The organism is Cupriavidus oxalaticus (assembly GCF_016894385.1).
Taxonomy (GTDB): domain Bacteria; phylum Pseudomonadota; class Gammaproteobacteria; order Burkholderiales; family Burkholderiaceae; genus Cupriavidus; species Cupriavidus oxalaticus.
In genome coordinates this window covers 134,625-160,000 of record NZ_CP069811.1, presented here as the reverse complement: position 1 = coordinate 160,000, position 25,376 = coordinate 134,625, and the positions used below count along the sequence as shown (strand labels likewise).

Annotated in this window: 21 protein-coding genes; 12 read left to right on the top strand and 9 right to left on the bottom strand. The window is 68.4% G+C overall.

Annotated elements, in window-relative coordinates:
* The first annotated feature begins 165 nt into the window (after positions 1–165).
* Together JTE92_RS00655 and JTE92_RS00650 are read left to right on the top strand one after the other, a co-directional pair.
* Complete coding sequence (locus tag JTE92_RS00655; protein WP_063237775.1) at positions 166–555, top strand: OsmC family protein; 390 nt, start codon at positions 166–168, stop codon at positions 553–555.
* A 412-nt stretch (positions 556–967) separates the two neighbouring features.
* The gene (locus JTE92_RS00650; protein ID WP_063237794.1) at positions 968–1,789 is read left to right on the top strand and encodes a hypothetical protein; all 822 of its coding nucleotides are present in this window, start codon (positions 968–970) and stop codon (positions 1,787–1,789) included.
* 207 nt (positions 1,790–1,996) lie between these two features.
* Here the strand turns inward: JTE92_RS00650 and JTE92_RS00645 are convergent, their stop codons facing one another.
* The 6 genes from JTE92_RS00645 to JTE92_RS00620 form a co-directional block, all read right to left on the bottom strand.
* Complete coding sequence (locus JTE92_RS00645) at positions 1,997–2,770, bottom strand: lipoyl protein ligase domain-containing protein (protein ID WP_063237774.1); 774 nt, start codon at positions 2,768–2,770, stop codon at positions 1,997–1,999.
* Positions 2,771–2,823: 53 nt separating this feature from the next.
* The gene (locus JTE92_RS00640) at positions 2,824–3,165 is read right to left on the bottom strand and encodes a carboxymuconolactone decarboxylase family protein (RefSeq protein WP_063237773.1); all 342 of its coding nucleotides are present in this window, start codon (positions 3,163–3,165) and stop codon (positions 2,824–2,826) included.
* 75 nt (positions 3,166–3,240) lie between these two features.
* Positions 3,241–4,356: an acetoin dehydrogenase dihydrolipoyllysine-residue acetyltransferase subunit gene (locus JTE92_RS00635; protein WP_063237772.1), complete on the bottom strand. Its 1,116-nt coding sequence runs from the start codon at positions 4,354–4,356 to the stop codon at positions 3,241–3,243.
* Positions 4,356–5,372 (bottom strand): alpha-ketoacid dehydrogenase subunit beta, encoded by a 1,017-nt coding sequence (locus tag JTE92_RS00630; protein ID WP_063237771.1) that lies wholly within the window; start codon positions 5,370–5,372, stop codon positions 4,356–4,358. The genes JTE92_RS00635 and JTE92_RS00630 overlap by 1 nt, the downstream gene beginning before the upstream one ends.
* A gap of 47 nt (positions 5,373–5,419) precedes the next feature.
* Positions 5,420–6,421 carry a thiamine pyrophosphate-dependent dehydrogenase E1 component subunit alpha gene (locus JTE92_RS00625; RefSeq protein ID WP_063237770.1) on the bottom strand — a complete coding sequence of 334 codons (1,002 nt, stop codon included), beginning with the start codon at positions 6,419–6,421 and terminating at the stop codon, positions 5,420–5,422.
* 33 nt (positions 6,422–6,454) lie between these two features.
* Positions 6,455–7,534, bottom strand: coding sequence for an ATP-NAD kinase family protein (locus JTE92_RS00620; protein ID WP_063237769.1), 1,080 nt, complete (start codon positions 7,532–7,534; stop codon positions 6,455–6,457).
* 366 nt (positions 7,535–7,900) lie between these two features.
* Here JTE92_RS00620 and JTE92_RS00615 point away from each other — a divergent pair, with 366 nt between their 5' ends.
* The 4 genes from JTE92_RS00615 (at position 7,901) to JTE92_RS00600 (ending at position 12,348) form a co-directional block, all read left to right on the top strand.
* Entirely contained in the window at positions 7,901–8,845 is a 945-nt protein-coding gene (locus tag JTE92_RS00615) for a YncE family protein (protein WP_063237768.1), read from the top strand.
* A gap of 126 nt (positions 8,846–8,971) precedes the next feature.
* Positions 8,972–10,324, top strand: a complete 1,353-nt coding sequence (locus tag JTE92_RS00610; protein ID WP_084254480.1) for an MFS transporter — start codon at positions 8,972–8,974, stop codon at positions 10,322–10,324.
* Positions 10,321–11,289, top strand: a complete 969-nt coding sequence (locus JTE92_RS00605; protein ID WP_063237767.1) for an amidohydrolase family protein — start codon at positions 10,321–10,323, stop codon at positions 11,287–11,289. The genes JTE92_RS00610 and JTE92_RS00605 overlap by 4 nt, the downstream gene beginning before the upstream one ends.
* Positions 11,290–11,349: 60 nt before the next feature.
* Positions 11,350–12,348 (top strand): LysR family transcriptional regulator, encoded by a 999-nt coding sequence (locus JTE92_RS00600; protein ID WP_063237766.1) that lies wholly within the window; start codon positions 11,350–11,352, stop codon positions 12,346–12,348.
* Here JTE92_RS00600 and JTE92_RS00595 read toward each other — a convergent pair.
* Both JTE92_RS00595 and JTE92_RS00590 read right to left on the bottom strand, forming a co-directional pair.
* On the bottom strand, positions 12,345–14,351 hold the full coding sequence (locus tag JTE92_RS00595; RefSeq protein ID WP_063237765.1) for a sigma-54-dependent Fis family transcriptional regulator: 2,007 nt from the start codon (positions 14,349–14,351) through the stop codon (positions 12,345–12,347). The two genes, JTE92_RS00600 and JTE92_RS00595, sit on opposite strands and share 4 nt — an antisense overlap.
* 226 nt (positions 14,352–14,577) lie before the next feature.
* Entirely contained in the window at positions 14,578–15,618 is a 1,041-nt protein-coding gene (locus tag JTE92_RS00590) for an LLM class flavin-dependent oxidoreductase (RefSeq protein ID WP_063237764.1), read from the bottom strand.
* 212 nt (positions 15,619–15,830) lie between these two features.
* On the opposite strand from JTE92_RS00590, the gene JTE92_RS00585 reads away from it, so the two are divergent.
* Complete coding sequence (locus JTE92_RS00585; RefSeq protein ID WP_063237763.1) at positions 15,831–16,586, top strand: IclR family transcriptional regulator; 756 nt, start codon at positions 15,831–15,833, stop codon at positions 16,584–16,586.
* Between the two features lie 22 nt (positions 16,587–16,608).
* Here JTE92_RS00585 and JTE92_RS00580 read toward each other — a convergent pair whose 3' ends face one another.
* Entirely contained in the window at positions 16,609–19,395 is a 2,787-nt protein-coding gene (locus JTE92_RS00580; RefSeq protein WP_063237762.1) for a hypothetical protein, read from the bottom strand.
* Positions 19,396–19,573: 178 nt separating this feature from the next.
* Between JTE92_RS00580 and JTE92_RS00575 the strand changes: the two genes are divergently transcribed.
* The 5 genes from JTE92_RS00575 (at position 19,574) to JTE92_RS00555 (ending at position 25,344) form a co-directional block, all read left to right on the top strand.
* Complete coding sequence (locus JTE92_RS00575) at positions 19,574–20,287, top strand: IclR family transcriptional regulator (RefSeq protein ID WP_063237761.1); 714 nt, start codon at positions 19,574–19,576, stop codon at positions 20,285–20,287.
* Positions 20,288–20,369: 82 nt separating this feature from the next.
* On the top strand, positions 20,370–21,977 hold the full coding sequence (locus JTE92_RS00570; protein ID WP_063237760.1) for an OPT/YSL family transporter: 1,608 nt from the start codon (positions 20,370–20,372) through the stop codon (positions 21,975–21,977).
* Positions 21,978–22,032: 55 nt separating this feature from the next.
* On the top strand, positions 22,033–23,217 hold the full coding sequence (locus JTE92_RS00565; protein ID WP_063237759.1) for an aminotransferase class V-fold PLP-dependent enzyme: 1,185 nt from the start codon (positions 22,033–22,035) through the stop codon (positions 23,215–23,217).
* Positions 23,218–23,246: 29 nt separating this feature from the next.
* Positions 23,247–24,002, top strand: a complete 756-nt coding sequence (gene pepE, locus JTE92_RS00560; protein WP_063237758.1) for a dipeptidase PepE — start codon at positions 23,247–23,249, stop codon at positions 24,000–24,002.
* 181 nt (positions 24,003–24,183) lie between these two features.
* Positions 24,184–25,344: a porin gene (locus tag JTE92_RS00555; RefSeq protein WP_063237757.1), complete on the top strand. Its 1,161-nt coding sequence runs from the start codon at positions 24,184–24,186 to the stop codon at positions 25,342–25,344.
* Positions 25,345–25,376: the final 32 nt, after the last annotated feature.

Below are 25,376 nucleotides of genomic sequence, written 5' to 3'. Positions count from 1 at the left end.
GGGCGAATATTAAGGGAGCGTGACAGGGTTGGCAAGCACTTTTTCGGAAAACGCCGAAATCACCGAAAAAGTGAAGTAAACGACGCCTTCGATCGTTGGCAGCACCCTGTATAGAATGACTGCTCCGGCCCGCCGGGCCGCATTCTTATCAGACAGGGACGACCGATGACTATCCAAGCGACCTGGCAGCCGAGCCAGGGCAACACCACCTGCCACCTGAACAACGGCACCGCCAAATGGCAGGCCGACCTGGATGCCTCCGCGGGCGGCGATACCAGCTACCCCAGCCCTCACGACTTGCTCGACTCCGCGCTGGCCGCCTGCACGACCCTGACACTGCAACTCTATGCCAAGCGCAAAGGCTACGCCATCGCCAGCATCGACGTGTCGGTGGCCCATGAAGAAGCCAACGGCACCTATACGCTGAAGCGCGAGGTCAAGGTCAGTGGTGAACTGACGCCCCAGATCCTGGACGATCTCCTGCGGGTCGCCAACCGTTGCCCGGTACACAAGACGCTGTCGGGGCAGATCGCTATCGAGACATCGATCGGCTGAGAATCGAGGGATTCCTGTTGCTATCGAGAATGATAATCGTTATTATTTGTACTCTCGGGTTCTGACACGGCCTGAGTCAGCAAATGGGTTACCGGACACGCTTCGTGTCCGGTTTTTTCTTCCCGCCCGCGCCTCAATCCCTGGCGCGCTCGCCTCGCATTGGCATGTCATCGTCCTGACGGCATGTCATCGTCCTGACGCCAGCCAAGGCTACCGTGCGGCTGACGGCCGCCAGGCCCCACCCGATCGGGGGGATGCAGCCACCAATGTGTTGGCTGTCCCACGAAGGTTGCGTCGTATTCAGGCTAATCCGGCACCGCGCGCTTTGTCTGTGATTCAGCGCCGGCTTACCATGATCGAAACGCAGAACAAGAAAAAAACGCACCAGAAGCGTCGCGAGCGGGGGGAGTCCTTGACCAACTTCATTGAAGCGTATTGCTCTCAGGTACGGCTTGCCGGCGCCGTCGGCGTCATTGCCAGGCCAATCCTGGTCGCGCAAGATGGCATGTACGCCATGCACTACGTACCGTGCGAGTACCTGAACACACAGGCGCGGCTGGTGCTCGTCAGCACCACCCCGGGCCATGCCCATGTGCGGCTGGCAGCGTCCGTGACCGAGGAACTGATGCGCAGCCACACGGCGGGCCGCGTGATCCAGCGCGAGAACAAGCGGCGCGTGGAACTGGGCGGCAAGCTGGTTCGCCCGAACCTGATCCGCATGCTCGACCACTTCCGCGTACCCGAGCTGGTCGGCCTGCCACATGCCGCGGCGCTGTGGAACGAAGGCTTCGAGCAACTGCAGCCACTGGCCTTGTTGCCGCATGCCACCACCCGGCGCGGGCTCGTCTTCGACGGCCCCTTCGAAGACTTGATGGCGGCGCCCATGCTTCGCGAAGTCTTCGAAAACCAGTTTCTCGACACCATCCGGCAGATGCGCACCGACGCTTTCTATATCGCGCTGGGCCGCACCGCCTGGGCCGGGCTCCGGCATGCTGTCAGCCGGCGGCTGATCGCGCCCCACCAGTTGCTGGGCATGATGCCGGTACCCGCGCGAGCGGGCAGCATGGTGCGCTATTTCCTGCGTGAACTGTCTGTCAGCGACCTGTCGCCGAAGGATCCCGTGCGCCATCGCGTGGGATGGCTGGACGCCGCCCATGCCGAACTGGAAGCCAACGTCCGCAAGGTCAAGGCGGCGGCCGAACCGGATCCGCAGGGCACCTACCTTATCGCGTAGGCGATCGCTCGCCCGGCATACTGTGACGCATGCGCCCCACCGAAGTGGGGTCTTGCGAGGGCCATTTGGCGTCGATAACGTCTCCTGAGGAAACTGACCTCCTCGCATTCCCGATTGGCGGCCCCACGTGGGCCGCAATTTTTTTGTGCGACCCGCCCGCGATGCGGCCCGGCGATGGGCACACAGCCTTGCCTCACGGCGCGTCAGCTAGGCAGGCAGCGGCGTCTGCGCGGCGCTATGCCGCAATGTCTTCCGCAGTGTCTCCAATACCTGCGCCATCAGCCCCGCACCATCCGCGGCGGCACGCCCCTGCGCCAGCAGCGCCTCGCGCACGCTGACCACCTTGCCGGGATCATAGCGGCGGCCGCTGCCGAGCGCCGCCTCGAACGCATTCGCGCGTGCGTTGATCTGAACCGGATCCGCGCTTACCAGCAGCACCGCATGGGCCAGCACCAGATGCCGCTGGCCGTCGCCGGACTGCATTGCCGCGGGTGCCCGCCGCCAGTACTGCGCAGTGCCGGCGATCTTGCGCGCCGCCTCCGGCGGCCCCCATGCCAGGTTGAAGCGGCCGTCGCAGAACGAGCCGGCCACCGCCTGCCAATGCGTGGGCACGCCGAGCGCCAGCAGCCCCTTGCCGATCACCTCGCACAGGTGCAGGTAGACCGCATCGCTGAGCGCACCCGGCGGCTGGCCAACGCTATAGGCCAGGCTCAGGTTGAGGATGCCCGGGCCTTGCGGCACCAGTCCCCCGCCCGACATGCGCAGGAACACCGGGCAGCCCTGCCGCGCGAACTCGCTGCGCGCGGCCTCGAAGCCGGCATGCCGCTGGTAGGTACGCGGCACCACCAGCGACAGCGGCGCCTCCCACAGCTGGGCGACCTGCCGGCCCTGCGCGGCGAGCTCGAGCAAGGCCAGTTCGTCCTGCAGTGGATCCGCATGCGGCTGGCCGGCAGGCGCGGGCTCGACGAACTCAAAAGGCATGGCGCGGCAGCGGTCTTGGCCGGTCGGGTAACGATAGGCCGAGTCTAGCAAGGCTAATCGTTGAGCGCATCGAAGTAGGCCAGCGCTTTCGACGCATACATCGCGCCCGGGCCGCCGCCCATCTCGATATTGAGCGCCAGCACTTCGGCCAGTTGCGCGCGCGTGGCGCCGTGGCGCAGCGCCTGCGCCGTGTGGAACAGCACGCAGTCGTCGCAGCCCTTCTGCACGGCCAGCGCGACCGCGACCAGCTCCTTGACGGCGGCCGGCAGGCTGCCTTCCTGCGTGGCGGCCTTCATCAGGCCCTGGAATGCGCTCATGGCCGCGGGCTGGGCCTGCGCGAGCGCGGCGAACTGCTTGTTGATCTGGGCGAGGCGGGTCTTCAGTTCTGTGCTCATAGGAACCGTTGTCGTGATTCGGTGGATGGAAGACAAAGGCGGGCGGCAGCGCACGCCGCCGCCCGCGCCGCGGCCTCAGCCGCCGAGGTGCTGCCTGAGCAGCGCGTTGAAGTCGTTGGCCTTCTCCATCTGGCTCATGTGGCCGGCGTCGGCAAAGACCTTGACGGTAGCGTCGGGCGGCGCCGCCTCGGCATGCTCAGCCGGGATGATGCGGTCCTGGCCGCCCCACACCATCAGCACGCGCTTGCCGCTGCCGGCCAGCCGCTGGCCGGGCTGCTCCTTCTGCCGGCCTCCGGCAAACAGGCCCTGGCCCAGGGAGGTCAGCGCTTCGGTCACGCCATCCAGCCGCTTGTAGCGCAGCAGGTCGTCGAGCATCTGCCGGCTGACCAGCCCGGCATCCGCGAACAGCAGTTCGATCACCGGCTTCAGCTCGCGCCGCGACTGCGCATTGACAAAGCCCTCGGTATAGCCGCTGTTGATGGCTTCGCCGAAGCCCACCGGCGACACCAGCGCCATCGACAGCACCCGCTGCGGCGCGTCCACGGCGAGTTGCGCCGCCACGCCGCCGCCCATCGAATGGCCGACCAGGTGCGCGGCTTCGATGCCGGTCTCGTCCATGAAGCGCGCTACAAAGCCGGCCATCTGCGCCAGCGTCGTGCCCGCGAGCCGCGGCGACGACTGTCCATGGCCGGGCAGGTCCAGTGCCACGACCGTGTACGCGTCGGCAAGGGGATCGAGGTTGAACAGCCAGTTGTCCAGGTCACCGCCAAAGCCGTGGAGGAAGAGCACGGTCTCGGCGCCGCTGCCCTTGCGGGCGTAGCGGACGCGGACGCCGTCCACGTCGGCGAACTGGTACGCGGCGGCGGCGTCTTCCTCGTCACCGTCTTCCGCGGGCGCTTCATAAGCCGATACATACGCGTCGATATCCGCATCGCTCACCTCCGCCGGAGCCAGCACGCCAAGCAGCGCCTTGACCGGCAGCACGTCGCCGGCCTGCGCCACCTTGCGGCGCAGCGTGCCGGCGTCCGGCGCCTCCACCGCATTGGCAATCTTGTCGGTTTCCACATCGAGGATCGGCATGCCCACGTTAATTTCGGTGCCCTCGTCGACGAGCCAGGCATTGACCGTGCCTTCCTTCATCGACAGGCCCCATTTGGGCATCACGATCGGGGTAATTGCTGCGCTTGCCATCACTGCTTGCCTCCCTTGACCGTCTTGCGCGCGGCGGCAGCGATCTGCGCGGCGCTGGGGATGTACAGGTCTTCCAGCGTGGGTGAGAACGGCACCGGCGTATGCGGCGGGCACACCATCTCGATGCCGGCCCTGAGCGCGCCGAAGGCCTGCTGCGCGACCTGCGCAGAGATATCGGTGGCGATATTGCAGCGCGGGCTGGCTTCATCCACCACCACCAGGCGGCCGGTGGTCTCGACCGACTCCAGCACCGTGTCCATGTCCAGCGGCGACAGCGTGCGCAGGTCGATCACTTCCGCCTCGATGCCTTCCTTCGCCAGCGTCGTCGCCGCTTCCAGCGCGCGGTGCACCATCAGCCCGTAGCTGACGATCGACACGTCCTTGCCGTCGCGCACGATATTGGCCTCGCCAAACGGGATCGCGTACGCGCCCTCCGGCACCTCGCCTTCGAGCCCGTACAGGTTCTTGTGCTCGCAGAAGATCACCGGGTCGTTGTCGCGGATCGCCTGGATCAGCAGGCCCTTGGTGTCGTACGGCGTCGATGGGCACACCACCTTGAGGCCGGGGATATGCGTAAACAGCGGCGTCAGCATCTGGCTGTGCTGCGCGGCGGCGCGGAAGCCGGCGCCGACCATGGCGCGGATCACCACCGGGGTTTCGGCCTTGCCGCCGAACATGTAGCGGAACTTGGCCGCCTGGTTGAAGATCTGGTCGAAGCACACGCCCATGAAGTCGATGAACATCAGCTCGGCGATCGGGCGCATGCCGCAGGCCGCGGCGCCGATGGCGGCGCCAACGTAGGCCGACTCGGACAACGGCGTATCCAGCAGACGGTCGCCATGCTTGGCGTACAGACCCTTGGTCACGCCCAGCACGCCGCCCCAGGCGTCCTTCTCGCCGTCCGCGCCGGCGCCGCCGACGATGTCTTCGCCCAGCATGATGACGCTGGGGTCGCGGGTCATTTCCTGGTCGATCGCCTCGTTGATCGCCAGCTTGATGCTCAGTTTGCGAGCCATGTTTGTCTCCTGATAGTTCGGTTAGCCGTCTGGTTGGCGAGAGGCGATCAGTAGCTGACGTAGACGTCGGTGAGCAGGTCTTCCGGGCCGGGCAGCGGCGCGGCCTTGGCTTGCTGCACGGCGTGCTCGATCAGCGCGGCGACTTCACGGTCGATGGTGTCGAGCTCCTCGCGCGCGATTACGCCGGCCTGCGTCACGGTGCGGGCGAACAGCTTCAGGCAGTCCTTGTTGGCGCGAATATCGTCGAGCTCGCCGGCGGCGCGGTAGGTCTGCGCATCGCCCTCGAAGTGGCCATAGAAGCGGACCATCTTGCATTCGAGCAGCGACGGGCCGCCGCCTTCGCGCGCACGGCGGATGACTTCGCCGGCGGCCTCGTGCACGGCGAAGAAGTCGGTGCCATCGACAGTCACGCCCGGAATGCCGAAGCCGGCGGCGCGGTCGACGTAGCTGTCCACCGCCGTGCCATAGTCGCGCGAGGTCGACTCGGCATAGCCGTTGTTCTCGATCACGAAGATCACCGGCAGGTTCCACACCGCGGCCAGGTTCAGGCTTTCCAGGAAGGTGCCCTGGTTGGAAGCGCCGTCGCCGCAGAAGGTAATGCCGACCTCGCCCTTGCCGCGAAACTTGGCGGCCAGCGCGGCGCCGCAGATCAGCGGCGCGCCGGCGCCCAGGATGCCATTGGCCCCCATCATGCCCTTGGACAGGTCCGCGATATGCATCGAGCCGCCCTTGCCGTTGCACGAGCCGCCCTTCTTGCCATAGATCTCCATCATCATCGCCACCGGATCCACGCCCTTGGCAATGCAGTGGCCATGGCCGCGGTGCGTGCTGGCGATGCGGTCGCCATCGTGCAGGTGATGCAGGATGCCGACGCCCGCGGCCTCCTCGCCCGCGTACAGGTGGACGAAGCCCGGGATGTCGCCACGCGCGAAGTCCACGTGCAGGCGCTCCTCGAAATCGCGGATGGTGCGCATCTTCCGGTACGCCGTCAGCAGCGTCTCCTTGTCGAGCGGCAGCGCGGCGGAATCTTGTGATGCTCTGGCTGTCATGTTTGTCTCCTTCGTTCTATCGAGGGTTGCACTTCAGGAAAGGCAGGTAAGCAACGGGTTTCTGCTGCGCATCAGCCGATGCTGCGCGGCATAGCGCATGCAGCCCGCCACGTCGATGCTGCGAAAAGCGTGTTCATGCAGGGTCACGGTGACTTCGTCGTCGGGGCCGAAGGCCAGCTCGCGCTCGCCGTCGAGCGCGACGATGCCGCTGCGCTGGCGCACGCGGTGCGGGCGCCCGTGTTCGAGACGTTCCCAGCCCGCGACCGGCACCGTGCACAGCAGTCCTGGCGCGATCGGTGCGCGCAGGTCGAATTCGCCTTCTCCGGGCGCGGCCAGTTCGATCGCCAGCCCGCCGGGATCGCGCCGGCCCAGCGGTTCGAGCAGGCCGGCGATGGCCGACAGGCCGATGGCCTGCGGATCGGCGAACGACACATAGACCGCGGCGAGCGTGTCGGTCTTCCACAAGGCCCGCGCGCCGATGAAGTGCTCGTGCGAGATCACCGCATCCACCAGCGCGATGTCGCGGCGAAAGCCGCCGTCGCCGTCGCGGATGACGATGTCGAGCCGCTTGTTGGAGGCAAGCGCGTGCTTGTCGGGAACGCGTCCGGTGGCGTAGAGCCCGGTGGCGAGGCCGGTGATGGTGGGTTCGCGCATCTCCGGATAGGCGTTGTTGGTGCCGGTCGACAGGCCGGCAATGGGAACGCCGCCGCATTCACGCACTACCGCACGATGGGTGCCGTCGCCGCCGAGCACGATGATGGCGGCCACGCCGGCATCGGCCATGCAGCGCGCGGCGTGCAGCGTGTCGTCGACGCGTGCGGTCACTGGCATGTCGAGGTATTCGACGGCTGGCAGGCCGGAGTCAGGGCCGTGGCCTTGCCGGCGCGCCAGGTGCCGCGACAGCATGACGCGCAGGCCTTCGCGGTCCGGCATCATCAGCACGCGGCCCACGCCGCATGCCGCCAGCGCGGACAACAGGCGCAGCACGATATTGACGCGATCGGCCAGTTGCAGGCTGTTGGCGTTGGCGATCACGCGGCGGATATCGCGCGCGGAAATCGGGTTGGCGATGATGCCGACCAGTGGCGTGCCGGCGCTGGCTGCGTGCCCCATTGCCTGCTCCTGTTGTCATTGTGGTGACAGGCAAATTGCAATGGCTGTGCCAGCGCGCGGAAGCCGCCGCGAGATCGGAAAACATCCCTCCGGCGCAGTTCAACTTAAGGGATAACCCGCAAAATTTTCCATGCTCGGCGCGGCAAACAGCCCAGCGCGACGGTCACGGCGAGACAGGTGTCACAGTGCAGTTGTACAGACTGGACAACCGTATCGCGCAGCAGCGGCCGCAGGTGCGGCCGATTACTTCCGGGAATACCTCGATGTGCAATATTCAATGGTTGGTGACGGCTTCCTGCGCCAGACTCTCCTCCTCAAACAACGACCTGCTTCGCCATGCCGCCGCGAAGCCAATGAGGAGACAGAATGGATACGCGCTGGATCGCAGTGCTGGTGGAGAAGTTCGGCCACAGCTTCAGCGGCTATGACCTGGAAAGCGGTGCGCGCCGCTTCAGCGTGCCGCTGCCGGACTACCCACATGAATTCGTGGTCGACCGCGCACGCCTGCGCGGCTATGTCGGCCACTACGGCGTGCAGACCTTTGCGCATGCCGGCGATGGCGGCGCCGCCGTGTGCTGCGTCGATATCGCCGGCGGGGGGCGTGAAGGGGACCTGGAATGCGCGCCTTATCACCGCATCCATGGGTTGCAGATCGACGCGCGAGGCCGCGTCTATGCCCTGAGCGAACGCGACAACATGCTGCTGGTGTTCGAAGCGCCGTGGGAGAGCCGCACGCCTGCGCGCGCGGTGCCGTCCGGCGGCGTCAAGAGCCACCTGTTCGTACTGACGGGCGACGGACAACGCGCCTACGTCACCAACCTGCTGTCGCATACGGTAACGCTGGTCCACCCCTACGATGCAAGCCGGCCGCCGCGCGCTGCCCACGCCGGCCGGCGGCCTGAAGGCTGCTGCCTGAGTCCTGACGAATCGCTGCTCTATGTCTCAAGCCGCGACGACCATACCATCGCGCGGCTCGACGCCCACACGCTCGAAGTGCTCGGCACGGTCGCCACGGGCGAGGATCCCACCCGACTGTACTGGTCGCCTTGCGACCGCTTGTTCGCGCTCAACTATGGCGAGCGCAGCCTGCGCATCTTCGACCCGCACACGCTGGTCGAGCTGGGACGGGTCGATACCGGCGCCAGGCCGATCGCACTGGCATTCCATCCCGCCGACCCTGGCCGCGCCTGGCTTGCGCTCAACGACCACAGCGTCAGCGAACTGGACCTGCGCACGCTGGCGTTGCGCCATGCCTTTGCCACCGGCAAGGAGCCGGACGGCCTCGCCATCCTGGCGCTGCCGTCCCGATAAGCGTCGGGTTCCACAGACCCGGCGCCGCCACCGCCGGCCGGCACTCATTCCATTTCGCCGCAGCACAGACTCAGACGCTAAAGAAGCCGCCCAAGCAGCCGCCGAAGGCGCCCATGAAGGAGACCCATGACCATCCCGCAGCAAGCGCGAGCCGACAGCGCCGACGCCCTCGATACTCCTGCCGGCACGACGCCCGGCACCGCCACGGCCACCGCCCGAATCCCAGCGCAGCGCTGGTGGCGCATCATCCCGCCCATCCTGATGGTGTGCATCGTGTCATATATGGACCGGGTCAATATCGCCTTTGCCATGCCGGGCGGCATGAACGAGGCGCTTGGCATCGGTGCCGGCATGGCGGGCCTGGCCGGCGGCATCTTCTTCGCCGGCTACCTGTTGCTGCAGGTTCCGGGCGGCAAGCTGGCCGTACGCGGCAGCGGACGCAGGTTCATCGGCTGGTCCATGCTGGCGTGGGCCGTGATCTCTGTGCTGACCGGCCTCGTGCGCAACGAGACCGAATTGCTGGTCCTGCGCTTTGCGCTCGGCGTGGCCGAGGGCGGCATGCTGCCGGTGGTGCTGACGATCGTCGGCAACTGGTTTCCAGACCACGAGCGCGGCCGGGCCAATGCGCTGGTGATCCTGTTCGTGCCGATTGCCGGCATGATTACCGCGCCGCTGTCGGGACTGGTCATCGCCGCGCTGGACTGGCGCTGGCTGTTTATCATCGAAGGTGGTATCTCGGCGCTCTGCCTCGGCGTCTGGTTGGCATTGGCCTGCGACCGGCCGCAGGAGGCGCGCTGGATTTCCACGGCAGAGCGCGATTACGTACTGGCGCAACTGCGCGCCGAGCAGCAACGGGCGGCGCCGGCTGCCGCTGCGCCAACGAACCATGCGACTACGCGCACGGTGATCTTGCGGCTGCTGTCGGATACCGTGATCCGTCGCCTGATCGGCCTGAATTTCCTCTACCAGGCTGGCATCTACGGCTATACGTTGTGGCTGCCCACCATTCTCAAGGACCTGACCCACGGCGGCATGGGCCAGGTCGGCCTGCTGGCGATGGTGCCGTACGTGGGAACCATGGCCGGCATCCTCGTGGTGTCTGCCTGGTCGGACCGTAGCGGGAAGCGCCGCGCCTTCGTGATGTGGCCCTTGCTGGGCTTTGCCGCCTGCCTGGCCGGATCGGTATGGTTTCATGGCAATACCTGGCTGGCCTACGGTCTGCTGGTCGGCTGCGGCGTGTTCCTGCAAGCCGCCGCGGGCGTGTTCTGGACCCTGCCCCCGCGCCTGCTGGCCGCAGACGATGCGGGCGTGGCGCGCGGCCTGATCAACGCACTTGGCAATCTTGGCGGGTTCTGCGGGCCGTATGCAGTTGGGCTGCTGATCCAGTATTTCGATGCCGGCGTGGGCGTCTACATGCTCGCTTGCGCGCTCGTGCTGGCTGCCGTGCTGACCGCCACCCTGCCGGAGTCCTGCCGATGACGCGCAACGCCTTGCCTGCCGGCGAGCGCCTGGCGATCGTCGATGCCCACCATCATCTGTGGCAGCTCGATGGCGGGCACTACCCCTGGCTGCAGGAGGGGTACCAGCCGGCAACGTTCTTTCTCGGCGACTACCAGGCCTTGCGCCATGACTATCTGGCGGCTGAGTACCGGCGCGATACGGCCGACGTATCGGTGCTGGCAACCGTCCACATCGAGGCCGAGCGGGACCGGGGCGAAGCCATCGCCGAGACGGCGTGGCTGCATGAGCCCCGCTGGCCCCGGGGCATGGCCGCCTCCGTGGTCGCCTACGCCCCGCTCGGCACCGCAAACTGCGCCGAACTGCTTGCGCGCCAGGCGGGTTTTGCGCGGGTGCGCGGTATCCGCTGCAAACCGCTGACGGCATCCGCTCCGGGCAAGTCGGTTGCGGGCCGGGCCGGATCGATGCAGGATCCCGCCTGGCTGGAAGACCTGGCGCGGCTGCCGCGCCACGGGCTGTCGTGGGACCTGCGCGTGCCGTTCTGGCATCTGCAAGAGGCGGCGCAGGTGGCCGCCGACCTGCCCGAGCTGGCGATCGCACTGAATCATGCCGGCCTGCCGCTTGACCGGTCCGAAGCCGGGCTGGCGCACTGGCGGCGCGGCATGGAAGCGCTGGCCGCCTGCCCGAACGTGATGGTCAAGTTGTCCGAGTTCGGACTGCAGGGCGGCCGCTGGGATGTGGCAGGGAATCGCCGCATTGTGCGCGAGACGCTGGCCATCTTCGGACACGAGCGTGCCATGTTCGGCAGCAACCTGCCGGTTTCGTCGTTGAGCGCCGCGTTCGGCACGGTGCTGCGCATGGTGACCGAGGCGCTGCCGGACCCGCTCGCCAGGCAACGGGTATTGGCCGGCAATGCTGCGCGCTTCTACCGTATTGCCGCCAGGCACATGTCCCCGGCACCAGCCCAGGACAGCACCATGTGTTGATTCCGGTCGCAGTGTGGTCCGCCATGCGTGCTATAAAGCCGGCGTCCACCGTACACTGCCATGCCCGAATCCCTGACCCAGCTCAGCAACGCCGCCACGCTGCGCAAGCGCCTGCAAATGCGCCATCTTCGCCTGGCGCTGGCACTCGCCGAACACGGCTCGCTGCGTGGCGCCGCCAGCGAGATGGCGCTGACTCAGCCTGCGGCGACCAAGGCACTGCACGAGCTGGAAGACACCGTCGGAACGCTGCTGTTCACGCGCCACGCCCGCGGCATCACGCCGACCGTGTTCGGCGAGGCGCTGATCCGCTATGCGCGCGTGGCGCTGTCCGATCTCGATGCCTTGCACGACGAGCTTGCCGCCATCGCCGCGGGCGAGATCGGCAAGGTGCGCATCGGTGCGATCCTGGCACCGGTGCCAGACCTGCTGGCCGGCGCCATCAACGGACTCAAGGCACGGCACCCGCAGCTGCACATTGCGCTCCAGGTGGATACCAGCGACGTGCTGGTGCAGGCGCTGCGGCAGGATGCACTGGACGTGGTGGTCGGCCGTATCCCGGCCGGCTCGCTTGCCGAGGACCTGGCTTTCGAGCCCCTGTGCGAGGAGGTCCTGTCGATCGTAGCGCGCCCCGGGCATCCGCAGGCTCGCAAGCGCAGCGTACGGCTGGCGAGCCTGTCGAGCTATCCATGGATCATCCAGCCCGCCGCCAGCCCGATGCGCCAGATCATCGACCAGACCTTTCGCGATGCGCGCGTGCCCTTGCCGGAGGATGTCATCGAAACCTCATCCATCATGGCGACGCTGCCGCTGCTGGCGGGCAGCGACCGCATCGCCGTGGTACCCAGCGCGATCGCCGGCTATTTCGCCGCGATGGGCGCGCTGGCAATCCTGCCGGTGGCAATGCGGGGCCGGCTGGTCCCCTACGGCATCGTGGCGCGCAAGCGCCGTACCGCCACGCCCGGCGTGCGCTTGCTGATCGATGCGCTGCGCGCGGCGTGCACGGCCGGCGGCCCGCCATCGGCTGCCACCGCAGTCAGCAGGATCGGGCGGCGCGGCTAGCTGCCCGCGCCGCCGTCGCGCCGGTTCGGCGACTGGATGCCATAACGCTCCATGCGCCGGTACAGCGTCATGCGGCTGATGCCGATCTGGCGCGCGACCGCGCTCAGGTTCCAGCCGGAAGCGCGCAGGTACTGCATCAGCAGCATGCCTTCCGGCGGCAACTGGTGCGGGTCGAACGGCGCGGCGGCGCTGTCGTCGGCGCTGCCGCCGATGATGTCGGCAGCTCGCGGCGGCGCCGCGGGAATGGCCGCGGTCCCGAGGCCGTCGGGCAGGTCGTGCTCATCGATATAGCCGCCGGTGCAGACGGCGCGCGCGTATTCGAGCACATTGCGCAGCTCGCGCAGGTTGCCCGGCCAGCGATGGCGATGCAGCCGCTCGCGTGCCGCCGGCGACAGCGTCGTGGCCTGGCCGGCGCCTTCCTGCAGCAGCTTGGCCATCAGCCAGTCGAGGTCGTTGCGTGCGCGCAGCGGCGGCAGCTCGAAACGGGCGCCGTTCAGGCGGTAGAAGAGGTCTTCGCGGAAGCGCCCTTCGGCGACCAGTTGCTCCAGCCCGTGGTGCGTCGCGGAAATGACGCGCAGCCGCACCGGCACGGGCCGCGCGGCGCCGACCGGCAGCACCTCGCCCTCGGCCAGCACGCGCAGCAGCCGCGACTGCAGCTCGCGCGGCATGTCGCCGATCTCGTCCAGGAACAGCGTGCCGCCGTCGGCTTCCTGGATCAGCCCGCGCTTGCCGCGCGGGCCGGCGCCGGAGAAGCTGTTGGGCAGGTGGCCGAACAGTTCGCTTTCGATCAGCGTTTCCGGAATCGCCGCGCAGTTCACCGCGATGAACGGGCCGCAGCGGCGCGCGCTGGCCTGGTGCAGGGCCTTGGCGAAGAACTCCTTGCCGCTGCCGGTCTCGCCGTGGATCAGCAGGTTGATCGGCGAATCGACCAGCCGCGCGGCGCGCTGCAATTGCTGCTGCAGCGCAGCGTCGCCGCCGGTCAGCGCGGCCAGCGCCTCGGGCATGGCCACCGGCGCTTCCTTGGCCGGTGCCTGCCAGCGCAGCGCGGGCGGCATCACGCTCAGGTACAACAGCCCGCCGCTGCGGTTCAGCGCCACCAGCCGCTGCTCGCTGGGCCGGGAGTAGACATAGTTGCCAAGGTCTTCCAGCCGGGCGCCGAACAGCGTCTCGAAGCGCTGGCCGAGCACGGTGGCGCCTCCCGCGCCTCCCAACTCGCCCTCCAGCATCAGCCGGGCGCGGTGGTTGTGGCCGACGATGCGGCCGGCTTCGTCCAGCGCCAGCAGGTATTCGGGATTGACGTCGACGAACTCCGGCGCCACGTTCAGCTTCAGGATCCAGTCGCGCCGGTGCGCGCGCAGGAAGTTGGCGTTCTCGATATGCGCGGCATAGATGCGCACCAGCTGCAAAGCCAGCCCCTGGCTGTCCTTGGCGTGCGGCGAGGTCAGCGCGGAGATGTCGAGGATGGCGTGCAGGTTGCCGTGCGTGTCGAACAGCGGCGCGGCGGTGCAGGTCAGCGGGATATGGGTCGCATCGAAATGGTCGGCCTGGTGCACCGTCAGCGCCTGGCCGGTGACCAGCGCCGTTCCCACCGCGCAGGTGCCGGCGCCGCTCTCGCTCCATTCCGCGCCGAGGTAGAGGCCGGCGTGCCGCAGTGCGGTATCGGTGCGCGCATCGCCGATATAGTCGACCGTCACGCCCTGCGCATCGGTCAGCAGCACCACGTAGCCCAGCGCCGCCACCTGGCCGTACAGGCTCTGCAGGCCGTGGCGCGCGATGCGCGCGAAATCGTCGATGCGTTCCTGGTGTTCGCGCAGCCGCGGCTGCGGCAGGATGCGCGCTTCCTGCATGCGCGAGGGATCGAGCCCGTACTGGTGCACGCAGCGCCGCCATGAGTTCTGGATGATGGCGTCATGCGCGATCCGGTCCGCCAGCACGGCGGGCGGGGCTAGGTATGTGGTGGCCTGGACCACCGTCTCGATGTGCTCGCGTTGCCGCAGGTCCATCGCTGTCTCCTGGTCGTCGCTGCCGCGGGCCCCGGGAGTGTCTCTGAGGGGGCGGTGGATCGGGCGGACTGTGCGGGCGCGTGCCTGGGCGGCCGCGCCTCTGTCTGGTCTCGGCCTTCTAATGTATCCGAGCGCATCGGCGGGATGCAAACCAGAATGGCAGGCAGGACTCACGAGACGCCGGCAGGCGCATGCCGCATGTGCGGCGTGCGCCATACCGGATGGCTCAAAGTGCGGCGTTGGCCTTGAGGCTGCGCGCCGCGCCGGCGGCGATCTCGAAGGAGCGCAGGCGCGCCTGGTGGTCGTAGATCTGGCCGGTCAGCATCAGCTCGTCCGGCTGCAGGTCGTCGACAAAGCGCTGCATGCCGGCGTGCACCGAGTCCGGATCGCCCACCACCGAGCAGGCCAGCGAGCGGCGGATATGGTCGGCCTCGCTCTCGGTCCATAGCGACTCGATGTCGTCCACCGGCGGGCGCAGTTGCCCCGGCGTGCCGCGCACCAGTGCCAGGAACTGCTGCTGCAGCGAGCTGAACAGGCGGCGCGCCTCGTCGGCGCTGTCCGCGGCAAAGACATTGAAGCCGAGCATCACGTACGGGCGATCCAGCGTTTCAGAGGGCCGGAAGGTGCGGCGGTACAGGTCGAGCGCCTGGCGCATGAAGCCCGGCGCAAAGTGCGAGGCAAACGCGAACGGCAGGCCCATGGCCGCGGCCAGCTGCGCGCTGAACAAGCTCGAGCCCAGCAGCCAGATCGGCACCTTCAGGCCGGCACCGGGGACGGCGCGCAGGCGCTGGCCGGGACGCACGTCATCGAAATACGCCTGCAGTTCTTCCACGTCCTGCGGGAAGGTATCGGCGCTGTCGCTGGTCAGATGGCGGCGCAATGCGCGCGCGGTGGCCTGGTCGGTGCCGGGCGCGCGGCCCAGTCCCAGGTCGATGCGCCCCGGGTAAAGCGAGGCCAGCGTGCCGAACTGCTCGGCGATCACCAGCGGCGAATGGTTGGGCAGCATCACGCCGCCGGAGCCCACGCGGATAGTTTGCGTGCCGTTGGCGACATAGCCGATCAGCACCGCGGTGGCGGCGCTGGCGATGCCGGGCATGTTGTGGTGCTCGGCCAGCCAGTAGCGGTGGTAGCCCAGCCGTTCGGCATGGCGCGCCAGGTCGAGCGAGTTGCGCATGGCCTGGCCGGCGTCGCTGCCCTGCGGGATGGGGGCCAGGTCGAGCACCGAGTAAGCGATGCCCTTGCCGGCGGGGAGAGAGTCGCGATTCATGTTGTGGTCTGAGGGGCGGGGTACGCCACACGGGCGCCGCCCGGCTGCAATGCGGATGGTTCGCTATGTTAGTGAGCCTGCGCGGAACGTGCTGGCGACGGATTTGCGGCCCTGCGGGCGGCGTGGGTATCGGCCGCGCGGGCTCCGGGCGGCAAGGATTGAGCGCGGCGCCGCTTGCCCTTACCATTCAGCCCGATGCGAAGGAACGATCGATGACTCTCAAGACACTGGACGGCGCGCTGGCCCTGCTGACGCACTTCACCGTGCGCCAGCCCACCTGGGGCGTGCGCGAACTGGCCAAGCACAGCGGCGTGCACTACGCCGTGGTGCACCGCGTGCTGGCGACCTTTGCCGCCAATGGCTTCCTGGTGCAGGACGCGGCCACCGGAAAGTATTCGCTGGGGCTGCGGCTGTTCGAGCTGGGACAGGTGGTACGCAAGAGCTTCTCGCCGGACGAGATCGTGCGACCGGTACTCGAGAAGCTGGCCGCGCAAAGCGGCGAGACCGTATTCCTGTCGTGGCTCGACGGCCATGAAGGCCTGTGCGTGGGGCTGGTGCAGAGCCAGCACCAGCTGCGTTTCTCGATCGAGCTGGGCGAGCGCTTTGCGCTGTACGCGGGGGCGCATGCCAAGGCGATGCTCGCCTTCCAGGACGATGCCTTCCGCGACGAAGTCTACCGCCAGGGCATGGCGCGCGTGGGCCCGCACACCACGCTGGACCGCGAGCGCATCGAGCAGCAGCTGGCCGAGGTGCGCGAACGCGGCTGGGCCCATACGCGCGAGGAGGCCGCGGCCAGCGTGGCCGGGCTGGCGCTGCCGCTGTGGTCGCGCGACCGCAGCGCGGTGGTGGGCTCGGTGGCGATTGCCGGGCCGCAGCAGCGCCTGGACGAGGCCGCCGTGCCGCGCCTGCTGGAGGCCTTGCGCGACGCCAGCGGCCGGCTGGAAGACGTGATCGGCTTCGTGCGCTGACGCCAGCGTTCAGGCGGCCCGATCACGCAAGCAGCGCCTTTCCCACTTCGCCGCCCAGCACGCGCTGGCCGATCGCATGCCCCAGCGCCCGATAGCTTTCCCATTGCGCCTCGTCGAAGAACTGATCGCCGGTGCCTTCCTGCGGGAAGGCCGGGTGCGTGGCGCCATAGTGCCGCACGTCGGCCGGCGCCCATGACACCAGCCGTGGCTTGAGCAGCACGATGCGGCAGACCCGCGCGCGCGGCGCCGCGCATGCCGGGCCGGTGCGGTACACGTTGAGCAGCACCGCGCATTTGTCGGCGGCAGGGCCGCTGGCCGCCGCGCCCGGCAGGAAATCATCCGGCACGCCGAAGACCCGGCTCAGCACCGGGTTCGTGGTGGCGGCCTCGGTGTCGACGACGATCTCCAGGCCATGGTCGATGCGCGCGAGCCGGATCAGGTTGGCGAGGTCGCCGAAGCGATAGTCCGGATCGCCGCCGCAGTCGCACAGCACGATCAGCGCGACGTCCCGGCCCGGACGCAGCAGCTCGTAGACGCCGGTGTTGTCGAAATGCCCGCCGTCCGACAGGTATTGCCAGCCGCGCCGCGTGCCATGGAAGCGGGCGCTCAGCTCGCACCCCAGGTAGTACTGCGTGCGGAACATGCCGGCGGCCAGCCACGGATGCGTGGCGCGTTCGGGATGGCGCCGCTGCTCGCCCTCGCGCCCGCCCTGGCGCGCGTACCTGGCCGGATACGAGGGCCACCACGTGCCGAGCCGCAGGTTGGCCAGGCCCAGCAGCAGCGAGGTCCCGAGCGTGGTGGCCCGGCCCAGCCCCGTTGACACCACCGCGCCCGAGATGGCGATCCAGTCCCCCACCGTGAGCGATTGCGCCAGCTTGCCCGATGCGGGCCATGATGCGTCCGGGCAGCACTGCCGGCCGTCGATGGTGAAGCGCGCATAGGCATCCGGCGCGATGGTGGCCGCGGCACCCTGCTGGGCCACGCCGGCGCCGGGTGCCAGGCACAGCGGCTTGCCCTTGCGGTCGCGCTGGACCAGTTGCTCGGCCGGATCGACGGTCAGGTTCAGCGTCACGTTGATCAGGTGCAGCGGCGCCAGCACGCGCGGATCGTAATAGGCGTTGAGGCTGAGCTGGTCGCCGGGCACGGGCTCCGCCACGCTGAAGCGCGCGCGCCGGCGGCGGTCCGCGACCGGATCGGGATCGGGCGCGGCAAAGCGCTCGCCGTTGGACGCGCCCAGGTAGGCACGCGTGAGCCGCGCCGCGTAGAAAGGCTGCAGCGTGGAAAGGTTCAGGAATCCGGTAAAGCGGCCGGCGGCCAGCGCCAGCACCAGCGCCACCACCGTCAGCGTGGCCAGCGCCGGCCCGGTGTAGGCCGTGCCGTACACCAGCCAGTCGACCGGCTCGCGGCCATCCCAGCGCACCCACAGCACCAGCCACGACCACAACACGAACAGCAGCAGCGCCAGCACCGCCGCGGCCGCGCCGGCCAGCAGCGAGACCGGCAGGCGTGCCCACAGTGCGCGCCAGGCGGTCCCGGCGCTGCCCTTGCGGCCTTCGTCGAGGCAGCGCGCGCCGTAGCGCACCAGCCAGACCAGCACGCCCAGCACGCTCGCCGGCAGCGCCACGCCCCACGGCTGGCCGGCGGCATGGGCATACAGATAGGTGGTTCGTGCGGCGGTATCGGCCAGGCCCAATGCCGCCAGCCACAGCGTCAGCGTGGCCGCCGTGCGCAGCGCGCGCGTGGCCCGCACGCGGTAGCCGGACACGGTGCGCGGCTCGCCCTGCAGCATCACCAGGCAGCTCAGCACACCCAGCCACGTCAGCACGCCGAGCGCGGCAAAGAGCTGCGCCGGGACCAGCTCCGCGCCAAGCCACTCCGACCAGCGCGCGGCGGCAAGCAACAACAGCCCCAGCAGCATGGCGACCATCGGGGCGGGGCTGAAAAAACGCCCCGGCGCCTCCGGGTCGCTGGCGCGCGGATAGACCAGCCAGTACGCCAGGCCGGGCGGCACCGCGCCGATCACCGCCGTGGCCAGCGGCAGCCACAGCCAGGGGCTCCACCAGATCGCGCATTCGCCCTGGTTGAAGGCCTGCCGCGCATCGTGCAGCAAGTCCATCTCGTAGCGACCGAACCCGTACCACGCTCCCGCCGCGCCGTGCAGCAGCAGCGCCAGCAGGGACAGCACCACCAGCAGCGCGCTGCCGATCACGTAGTGCATGGCCAGCCAGTTGCGCACCACCAGCGCGCCGGCATAGAGGTTGTCGCCGGCGCCCGTGGGCGACAGGTAGCGGCCGTTCTCGCGCAGCCACGCGAGCGCGCCGCGGCCGGGATCGGCGGCATAGGACACCGAGGTATGGATGCGCCCCGGCGGCTCGCATTGGAGCGTGTGGTAGGCGTCGGCCGCGGCCTGGACCGGGCCGGTGCCGCGGCGCAGGCGCCCCGGCACGAACAGGCTGACGAAGAAGGCCCCCAGGTAGCCACCGCCGCTGACGGTGGACAGGTAGTCGAACTGCGCCAGCAGCGAGGCCAGCCCCGGCACGGTCTGCGCCGCGGCGGCGGTGCCCGCTGCGGGAGTTGGAGGCGCCTCGGTGTCCGCGGTGGCGGCCAGGGTGGTGGTGGCCGGCATGTCAGTGCCGGCCATCGCCTGCGTCACGCCAAGGCAGAACGTGGCGCTGCGGATGCCGCCGCCGGACAGCGCCAGCGCCCAGTTGCGCTGGCCCTCGTGCGTGCGCGGCGCGATGCCGAGCTGGCGGCGCCGATGCGCGATGCGGGCCGCTTCGTCGCCGAAACCGTGGTCTTCCGCAGCCATGGGCGCCTCCCGTAGCAGTCGCTCTGCGCCAAGTATAGGCAACGGCGCATGGTCGATATTCGCCCAGGCACCGGCTGCGATTGCGCGTTAACCCTGATTGTTGCGCGTCGGGGCGAGGCCTAGCATTTCTCTTTATTAGAGACTTTGTCTCTTAAATAGAGACACAAAGCAGCCAGTCATGCTCAAGACCCTGGACGGCGCCCTGGCGCTGCTCACCCATTTCACCGCCCGCCAGCCCAGTTGGGGCGTGCGCGAACTGGCACGCGAAAGCGGCGTGCATCACGCCGTCGTGCATCGCGTGCTCGCCACCTTTGCCGCCAATGGCTTCCTGACGCAGGACGCCGCCGGCCGCTATGGGCTGGGCTTGCGCTGGGTCGAGCTGGGACAAGTGATGCGCAAGACGTTTTCGCCGGCGGAGGTGGTCCAGCCCGCGCTGGAGGCGCTGGCGCAGGAAAGCGGCGAAACGGTTTTCCTGTCGTGGCTGGACGGTCACGAAGGCCTGTGCACGGACATCGCCCAGAGCCAGCACCAGCTGCGCTTTTCGATCGAGGTGGGCCAGCGCTTCGCGCTGGACGCCGGCGCGCATGCCAAGGCGATCCTGGCATTCCAGCCCGAAGCATTGCGGCGACGGGTCATCGGCGATGCACCTGACCTGGCCGCGCAGCTGGCCCAGGTCCGCGCCGACGGCTTTGCCTATACCTGCGAGGAATCCACGGCCACGGTGGCCGGGCTGGCCTTGCCGCTGCACCACCGCGAGACCCAGGCGGTGGTGGGATCCCTTGCCATCGCCGGCCCGCTGCAGCGGCTGACGCGCGAGGCCGTGCCGCGGCTGCTGGAAGCGCTGCGCGCGGCAAGGAAGACGATCGGCCCGGTGGCGGGCTTCATGCGATAGCCGGGTCGGGATCGCCGGCCCGCGCAACGCGCGCACACACGACACACAAAACCAGACAACACTACGGGGAGCGGTGGAAGACATGACCATGCCAACACAACTGAACGCGCCGGTGGCGGCGCAGCCCGCGACACGGTCGCGCTTCATGGAGCCTTTGCTGCTGCTGGTCTCGGTGGCGCTGTCGGTATTCGGCGCCATGATCGGCATGCAGCTGATCGTGTCGCTGGGAATCTCGGCCAATACCTCGATCATCGGCGCGCTGATCGCGATCGTCTTTTCTCGCATCCCGCTGGAGATCACGCGGCGCTTCCGCGTGCTGGAGCGGCAGAACCTGGTGCAGACCGCGATCTCGTCGGCCACCTTCGGCGCCGCCAACTCGCTGATGATCCCGATCGGCGTGCCGTATGCGATGGGCATGCCCGAACTGGCCACGCCGATGCTGATCGGCGCGGTGATCGCCATGTTCGTCGACGGCGCGATGCTGTACTTCCTGTTCGGCAGCAAGATCTTCCCCGCCACCGGCACCTGGCCGGCGGGCATCGCCACCGCCGAGGCGATCTGGGCGGGCGACCGCGGCGGCCGCAAGGCGGCGTTCCTTGGGCTGGGCATTGCCGTGGGCGTGGGCGGCGCGTGGCTGGGCGTGCCGATGTCGGCGTTCGGCGCGGCGTTCCTGGGCAACCTGGCGGCACTGACCATGTTCGGCATCGGCCTGCTGGTGCGCGGCTATTCGGTGGCCGTGACCGGCATCGATATCGCCAAGGCCTATATCCCGCATGGCCTGATGATCGGCGCCGGCATCGTCGCGCTGTTCCAGGTGGCCATGGAAATCCGCCGTGCACGCAACGCGCCGGCCGCCGACGCGCGCACCATCGAAGTCCCGGCCTCGCGCGCCAGCCGCATCCTGTCGGGCGGCTTTGTCATCTACCTGGCGATCGCGTTGCTGATCTCGCTGCTGGCCGGGCATGTATCCGACATGTCGCTCGGCATGCTGGTCGTGTTCGTACTGTATGCAGCCTTTGCCGCGTATGTGCACGAGCTGATCGTCGGCATCGCGGCGATGCATTCGGGCTGGTTCCCGGCCTTCGCGGTGGCGCTGATCACGCTGACCATCGGCATCCTGATCGGCTTTCCGCCGACGGCGCTGGCGGTGCTGGTGGGCTTCTCGGCCGCCACCGGCCCGGCCTTCGCCGACATGGGCTATGACCTCAAGACCGGCTACCTGCTGCGCGGCGAGGGCCGCGACATGGAGGCCGAGATCGCGGGCCGCAAGCAGCAGTTCCTGGCGGCGATGGTCGGCTTCGGCGTGGCCGCGGTGGTGGTGATCGTGTTCCACGGCACCTTCTTCTCGCAGGGCCTGATCCCGCCGGTGGACCGGGTCTATGCGGCGTCGATCAAGGCCGGCTCGTCCGCCGAGATCGCGCGCAACCTGGTGATCTGGGCCATCCCCGGCGCGCTGCTGCAGTGGCTCGGAGGCTCCAGGCGCCAGCTCGGCATCCTGCTCTCCACGGGCATGCTGATCGCCTCGCCGCTGGCCGGCTGGGCGGTGCTGGCTGGCCTGCTGATCCGCTTCGTGGTGCAGCGCCTGCGCGGCGACAAGCACCTGGCCGAGATGAGCGCCTTTGCCGGCGGCGTGATCGCCGGCGACGCCCTGTTCAGCTTCTTCGGCTCGGTCACCAAGCTGAAGAAGTAAGCCATACCTCGGGGCGCCTGCGCCGCGCCCCGCCTGTCATTACCCGAGACATTCCATGGATATCCAAGCAATCCGCGCCGACACGCCGCTGACGGCCTCCACCATTTATCTCGACACGGCCGCGGCCTCGATTCCGCCCGACGCCGTGCTCGACACCGTGCGCAGCTACCTGCTCGATACCGGGCACGTCGGCATCTACCTGCCGGCGTTCCGCAAGGAGACCTATGCACGCGTGGAAACCGTGCGCGGCAAGCTGGCCGGACTGCTCAACTGCGCGGCCGACGAGATCGCCTTTACCAAGAACGCCACCGAAAGCATTTCCATCGCCGCGCGCGGCATCGCCTGGCAAGCCGGCGATGAAGTGCTGGTGGCCGACACCGAGATGCTGAGCAACCTGCTGCCGTGGCGTCGGCTGGAGCAGTCGCACGGCATCGTGGTGAAGATGGTGCCGGCCGATGCCGAAGGGCTGCTGTCGCCCGAGGCCTTCGCGGCCGCGATCACGCCGCGCACACGCCTGCTGACGTTCTCGCACCTGCCCAATTCCACTGGCGCCGTGCAGCCCGCTGTGCAGATCTGCGCGGTCGCGCGCAAGCATGGCGTGCTGTCGCTGGTCAATGCCGCGCAGAGCGTGGGCATGCTGCGCTCCGACGTGGCGCAGCTGGACTGCGACTTCCTTGCCGGCTGCGGGCGCAAGGCGCTGCGCGCGACCGAGGGCTCGGGCTTCCTGTATGTGCGCCGCGCGCTGATCGGGCAGGTCGAGCCGATGCTGGTAGGCTGGTGGAACGGCGCGTACGACCGCAGCACCGGCGCGCTGTCGCTGGTGGCGGGCGCAAAGCGTTTCGAGGCCGGCTGCCCGATTGTGCCGGCCATCCTCGGCATGGGCACCGCCATCGACTACGCCACCGCCATCGGCATCGACGCCATCGAGGCGCGCGTGCGCGACCTGACCGAGTACGCAGTGGCGAAGTTCGCCGCGATTCCGGGTTTCGAGCTGTACGGTCCCACCGACGTGACCCAGCGCATCGGCATCGTGCCGTTCAACGTGCGCGGCGTCGACCCGGCGCGCATCGTGGCCGCGCTGGAAGCGCAGCAATGCATCGTCGAAGCGGGCAACTTCATGGCCGATTCGATCCTGGCGCGCTATGGCGTGTCGACCATGGCGCGCGTGTCGCTGCACTACTTCAACACGCACGAAGAGATCGACCGCGTCGCCGCACTGATCCGCGCCACCATCGCCTGAACTCCTCACCGAAAAACGGAAACCAAGACATGACCCAACGCATCCTCCTGATGAGCAGTTCGCGCAAGGACAACCTCGGCTACCTGGAGCACGCCGGCGAGCAGATCCACACGCTGCTGCAGCGCGAGCCGCGCAAGGTGCTGTTCGTGCCGTTCGCGGGCGTGACCTTCAGCTTCGATACCTATGAAGGCATGGTCAAGCCGGTGTTCGAAAAGCTCGGCTACGCGCTCGAGTCAATCCACCACAGCGCCGATCCGCTGCGCGCGGTGCAGGAAGCCGAAGCCATCGCCGTGGGCGGGGGCAACACCTTCGCGCTGCTCAAGCGCATGTACGACGCCGGCATCGTCGAAGCGATCCGCGCCAAGGTGCGCGCGGGCACGCCGTACGTCGGCTGGAGCGCCGGCAGCAACGTGGCCTGCCCGACCATCCGCACCACCAACGACATGCCGATCGTGCAGCCGCCGTCGCTGCGCGCGCTGGGCCTGGTGCCGTTCCAGATCAACCCGCACTTCATCAGCGGCAAGCCTGCGGGGCACAACGGTGAAAGCAGGGAAGAGCGCCTGGCGGAGTTCCTGAACATCAATGCGCCGGAACAGGTGTTCGCGCTGCCGGAAGGCTCGGCGTTGTACTCGGACGGCACCAGCGGCACCGTGCTGGGCGAGCGCAATGCGCTGTGGTTCCCGGCCGAAGGCAAGGTCGAGACCATTCGTGAGGGCGAGCCTTTTCCGCTGTCGCGGATTACCGGGCCTGCCGGGATGGAGGATTGGCTGGGATTTGCGGCCTGATTGTTTTCGCCGCTCTCCCGCAAGCGGGAGAGGGGAGCAAACCAGCGGTAGAGGCATTTGATCAGCAATCAGACACGTCCGGGCTAGTCCCGACCACAACCAACAAACAAACATAACCACCCCGCGGGCCGCGCTGCGCCGCCCGCGCGGCCCCCTTTTGCCCTCTGGAGGAGAAAACACAATGAGCCAAACCCTTCGCCACGCCGCCCGGCTGACCTTCCCACTGATGCTGGCCCTGCCCACCGCCGCGATGTCGCAGTCCGGCGTGACGCTGTACGGCGTCATCGATACCGCGCTGACGTACCAGACCCATTCCAACCCCGCCGGCGATGCACAGGTCGGCCTGCAGCAAGGCGGCGAAGGCTTTCTGTCGGGCAGCCGCTTCGGCCTGAAGGGCGTCGAAGACCTCGGCGGCGGGGTCAAGGCCGGCTTCGTGCTGGAGAACGGGTTCCTGGCCGACACCGGCAGGTTCGACCAGCAGGGCCAGCTGTTCGGCCGCCAGGCGTATGTGAAGATCGGCAACCAGTGGGGCGAGCTGGCGCTGGGCCGGCAGTACACCACGGCCAACACCATGCTGTACTACGTCGATCCGCTCGGCGTGGGCGCGGCACCGTCGAACTCCTGGATGGTGTACCTGACCGGCCAGCGCTACGACAATGCCGTCAGCTACACCGGCAACTTCGGCCCGGTGTCGCTGATCGCCGAATACGCGCTGGGCGAGACCGCGGGCAACACCCGCGCGATGTCGTCGATGTCGTTCGGCGTCAAGTACGCGGCCGGCCCGATCACCGCCGTCGGCGACTTCCAGCAGACCCGCGACAGCCAGAGCCGTACCGCGAACATCTACCTGGCGGGCCTGAAAGCCGCGGTCGGCCGCGCCAGCCTGTTCGCCAACTACATCCACAGCGACCGCGACGCGGGCTTCGACTCTTCCAGGGGCGGCACCGATACGGCCACCATCACCAGCATGTCGACCGCGGCCACGCCGACCAACCGCGCGGCGATCAACTCGGTGTTCGGCAGCGGCCGCCACGATGACTTCTTCACGCTGGGCGCGAGTTACCCCGTGACCGGCAACGTCACCCTGACCGGCAGCGTGATGCACAACCGAACCCGCGCCGACAGCTTCAGCGGCAACCGCACCACCGCGTATGCCGTGGCCGACTACGCCTTCAGCAAGCGCACCGACACCTACCTGGCAGTGGCCTACGAGCGCGTGCACGGCGACTGGTCGGGCCTGTTCGGCAACAACACCACCAGCTGGACCGGCGGCAGCGGCACGCCGCTGGACGGGCGCGACAGCCAGACCACCGTGATGGTCGGCCTGCGCCACCAGTTCTAACGATTCAACCGACGCCCCGCCCGCATCGCGCG

Bases quoted from the DNA above. Each gene is read 5' to 3' on its own strand.
- JTE92_RS00655 (WP_063237775.1), top strand. From the start codon at position 166: ATGACTATCCAAGCGACCTGGCAGCCGAGCCAGGGCAACACCACCTGC.
- JTE92_RS00645 (WP_063237774.1), bottom strand. From the start codon at position 2,770: ATGCCTTTTGAGTTCGTCGAGCCCGCGCCTGCCGGCCAGCCGCATGCG.
- JTE92_RS00640 (WP_063237773.1), bottom strand. From the start codon at position 3,165: ATGAGCACAGAACTGAAGACCCGCCTCGCCCAGATCAACAAGCAGTTC.
- JTE92_RS00635 (WP_063237772.1), bottom strand. From the start codon at position 4,356: ATGGCAAGCGCAGCAATTACCCCGATCGTGATGCCCAAATGGGGCCTG.
- JTE92_RS00630 (WP_063237771.1), bottom strand. From the start codon at position 5,372: ATGGCTCGCAAACTGAGCATCAAGCTGGCGATCAACGAGGCGATCGAC.
- JTE92_RS00625 (WP_063237770.1), bottom strand. From the start codon at position 6,421: ATGACAGCCAGAGCATCACAAGATTCCGCCGCGCTGCCGCTCGACAAG.
- JTE92_RS00620 (WP_063237769.1), bottom strand. From the start codon at position 7,534: ATGGGGCACGCAGCCAGCGCCGGCACGCCACTGGTCGGCATCATCGCC.
- JTE92_RS00615 (WP_063237768.1), top strand. From the start codon at position 7,901: ATGGATACGCGCTGGATCGCAGTGCTGGTGGAGAAGTTCGGCCACAGC.
- JTE92_RS00610 (WP_084254480.1), top strand. From the start codon at position 8,972: ATGACCATCCCGCAGCAAGCGCGAGCCGACAGCGCCGACGCCCTCGAT.
- JTE92_RS00605 (WP_063237767.1), top strand. From the start codon at position 10,321: ATGACGCGCAACGCCTTGCCTGCCGGCGAGCGCCTGGCGATCGTCGAT.
- JTE92_RS00600 (WP_063237766.1), top strand. From the start codon at position 11,350: ATGCCCGAATCCCTGACCCAGCTCAGCAACGCCGCCACGCTGCGCAAG.
- JTE92_RS00595 (WP_063237765.1), bottom strand. From the start codon at position 14,351: ATGGACCTGCGGCAACGCGAGCACATCGAGACGGTGGTCCAGGCCACC.
- JTE92_RS00590 (WP_063237764.1), bottom strand. From the start codon at position 15,618: ATGAATCGCGACTCTCTCCCCGCCGGCAAGGGCATCGCTTACTCGGTG.
- JTE92_RS00585 (WP_063237763.1), top strand. From the start codon at position 15,831: ATGACTCTCAAGACACTGGACGGCGCGCTGGCCCTGCTGACGCACTTC.
- JTE92_RS00580 (WP_063237762.1), bottom strand. From the start codon at position 19,395: ATGGCTGCGGAAGACCACGGTTTCGGCGACGAAGCGGCCCGCATCGCG.
- JTE92_RS00575 (WP_063237761.1), top strand. From the start codon at position 19,574: ATGCTCAAGACCCTGGACGGCGCCCTGGCGCTGCTCACCCATTTCACC.
- JTE92_RS00570 (WP_063237760.1), top strand. From the start codon at position 20,370: ATGACCATGCCAACACAACTGAACGCGCCGGTGGCGGCGCAGCCCGCG.
- JTE92_RS00565 (WP_063237759.1), top strand. From the start codon at position 22,033: ATGGATATCCAAGCAATCCGCGCCGACACGCCGCTGACGGCCTCCACC.
- pepE (WP_063237758.1), top strand. From the start codon at position 23,247: ATGACCCAACGCATCCTCCTGATGAGCAGTTCGCGCAAGGACAACCTC.
- JTE92_RS00555 (WP_063237757.1), top strand. From the start codon at position 24,184: ATGAGCCAAACCCTTCGCCACGCCGCCCGGCTGACCTTCCCACTGATG.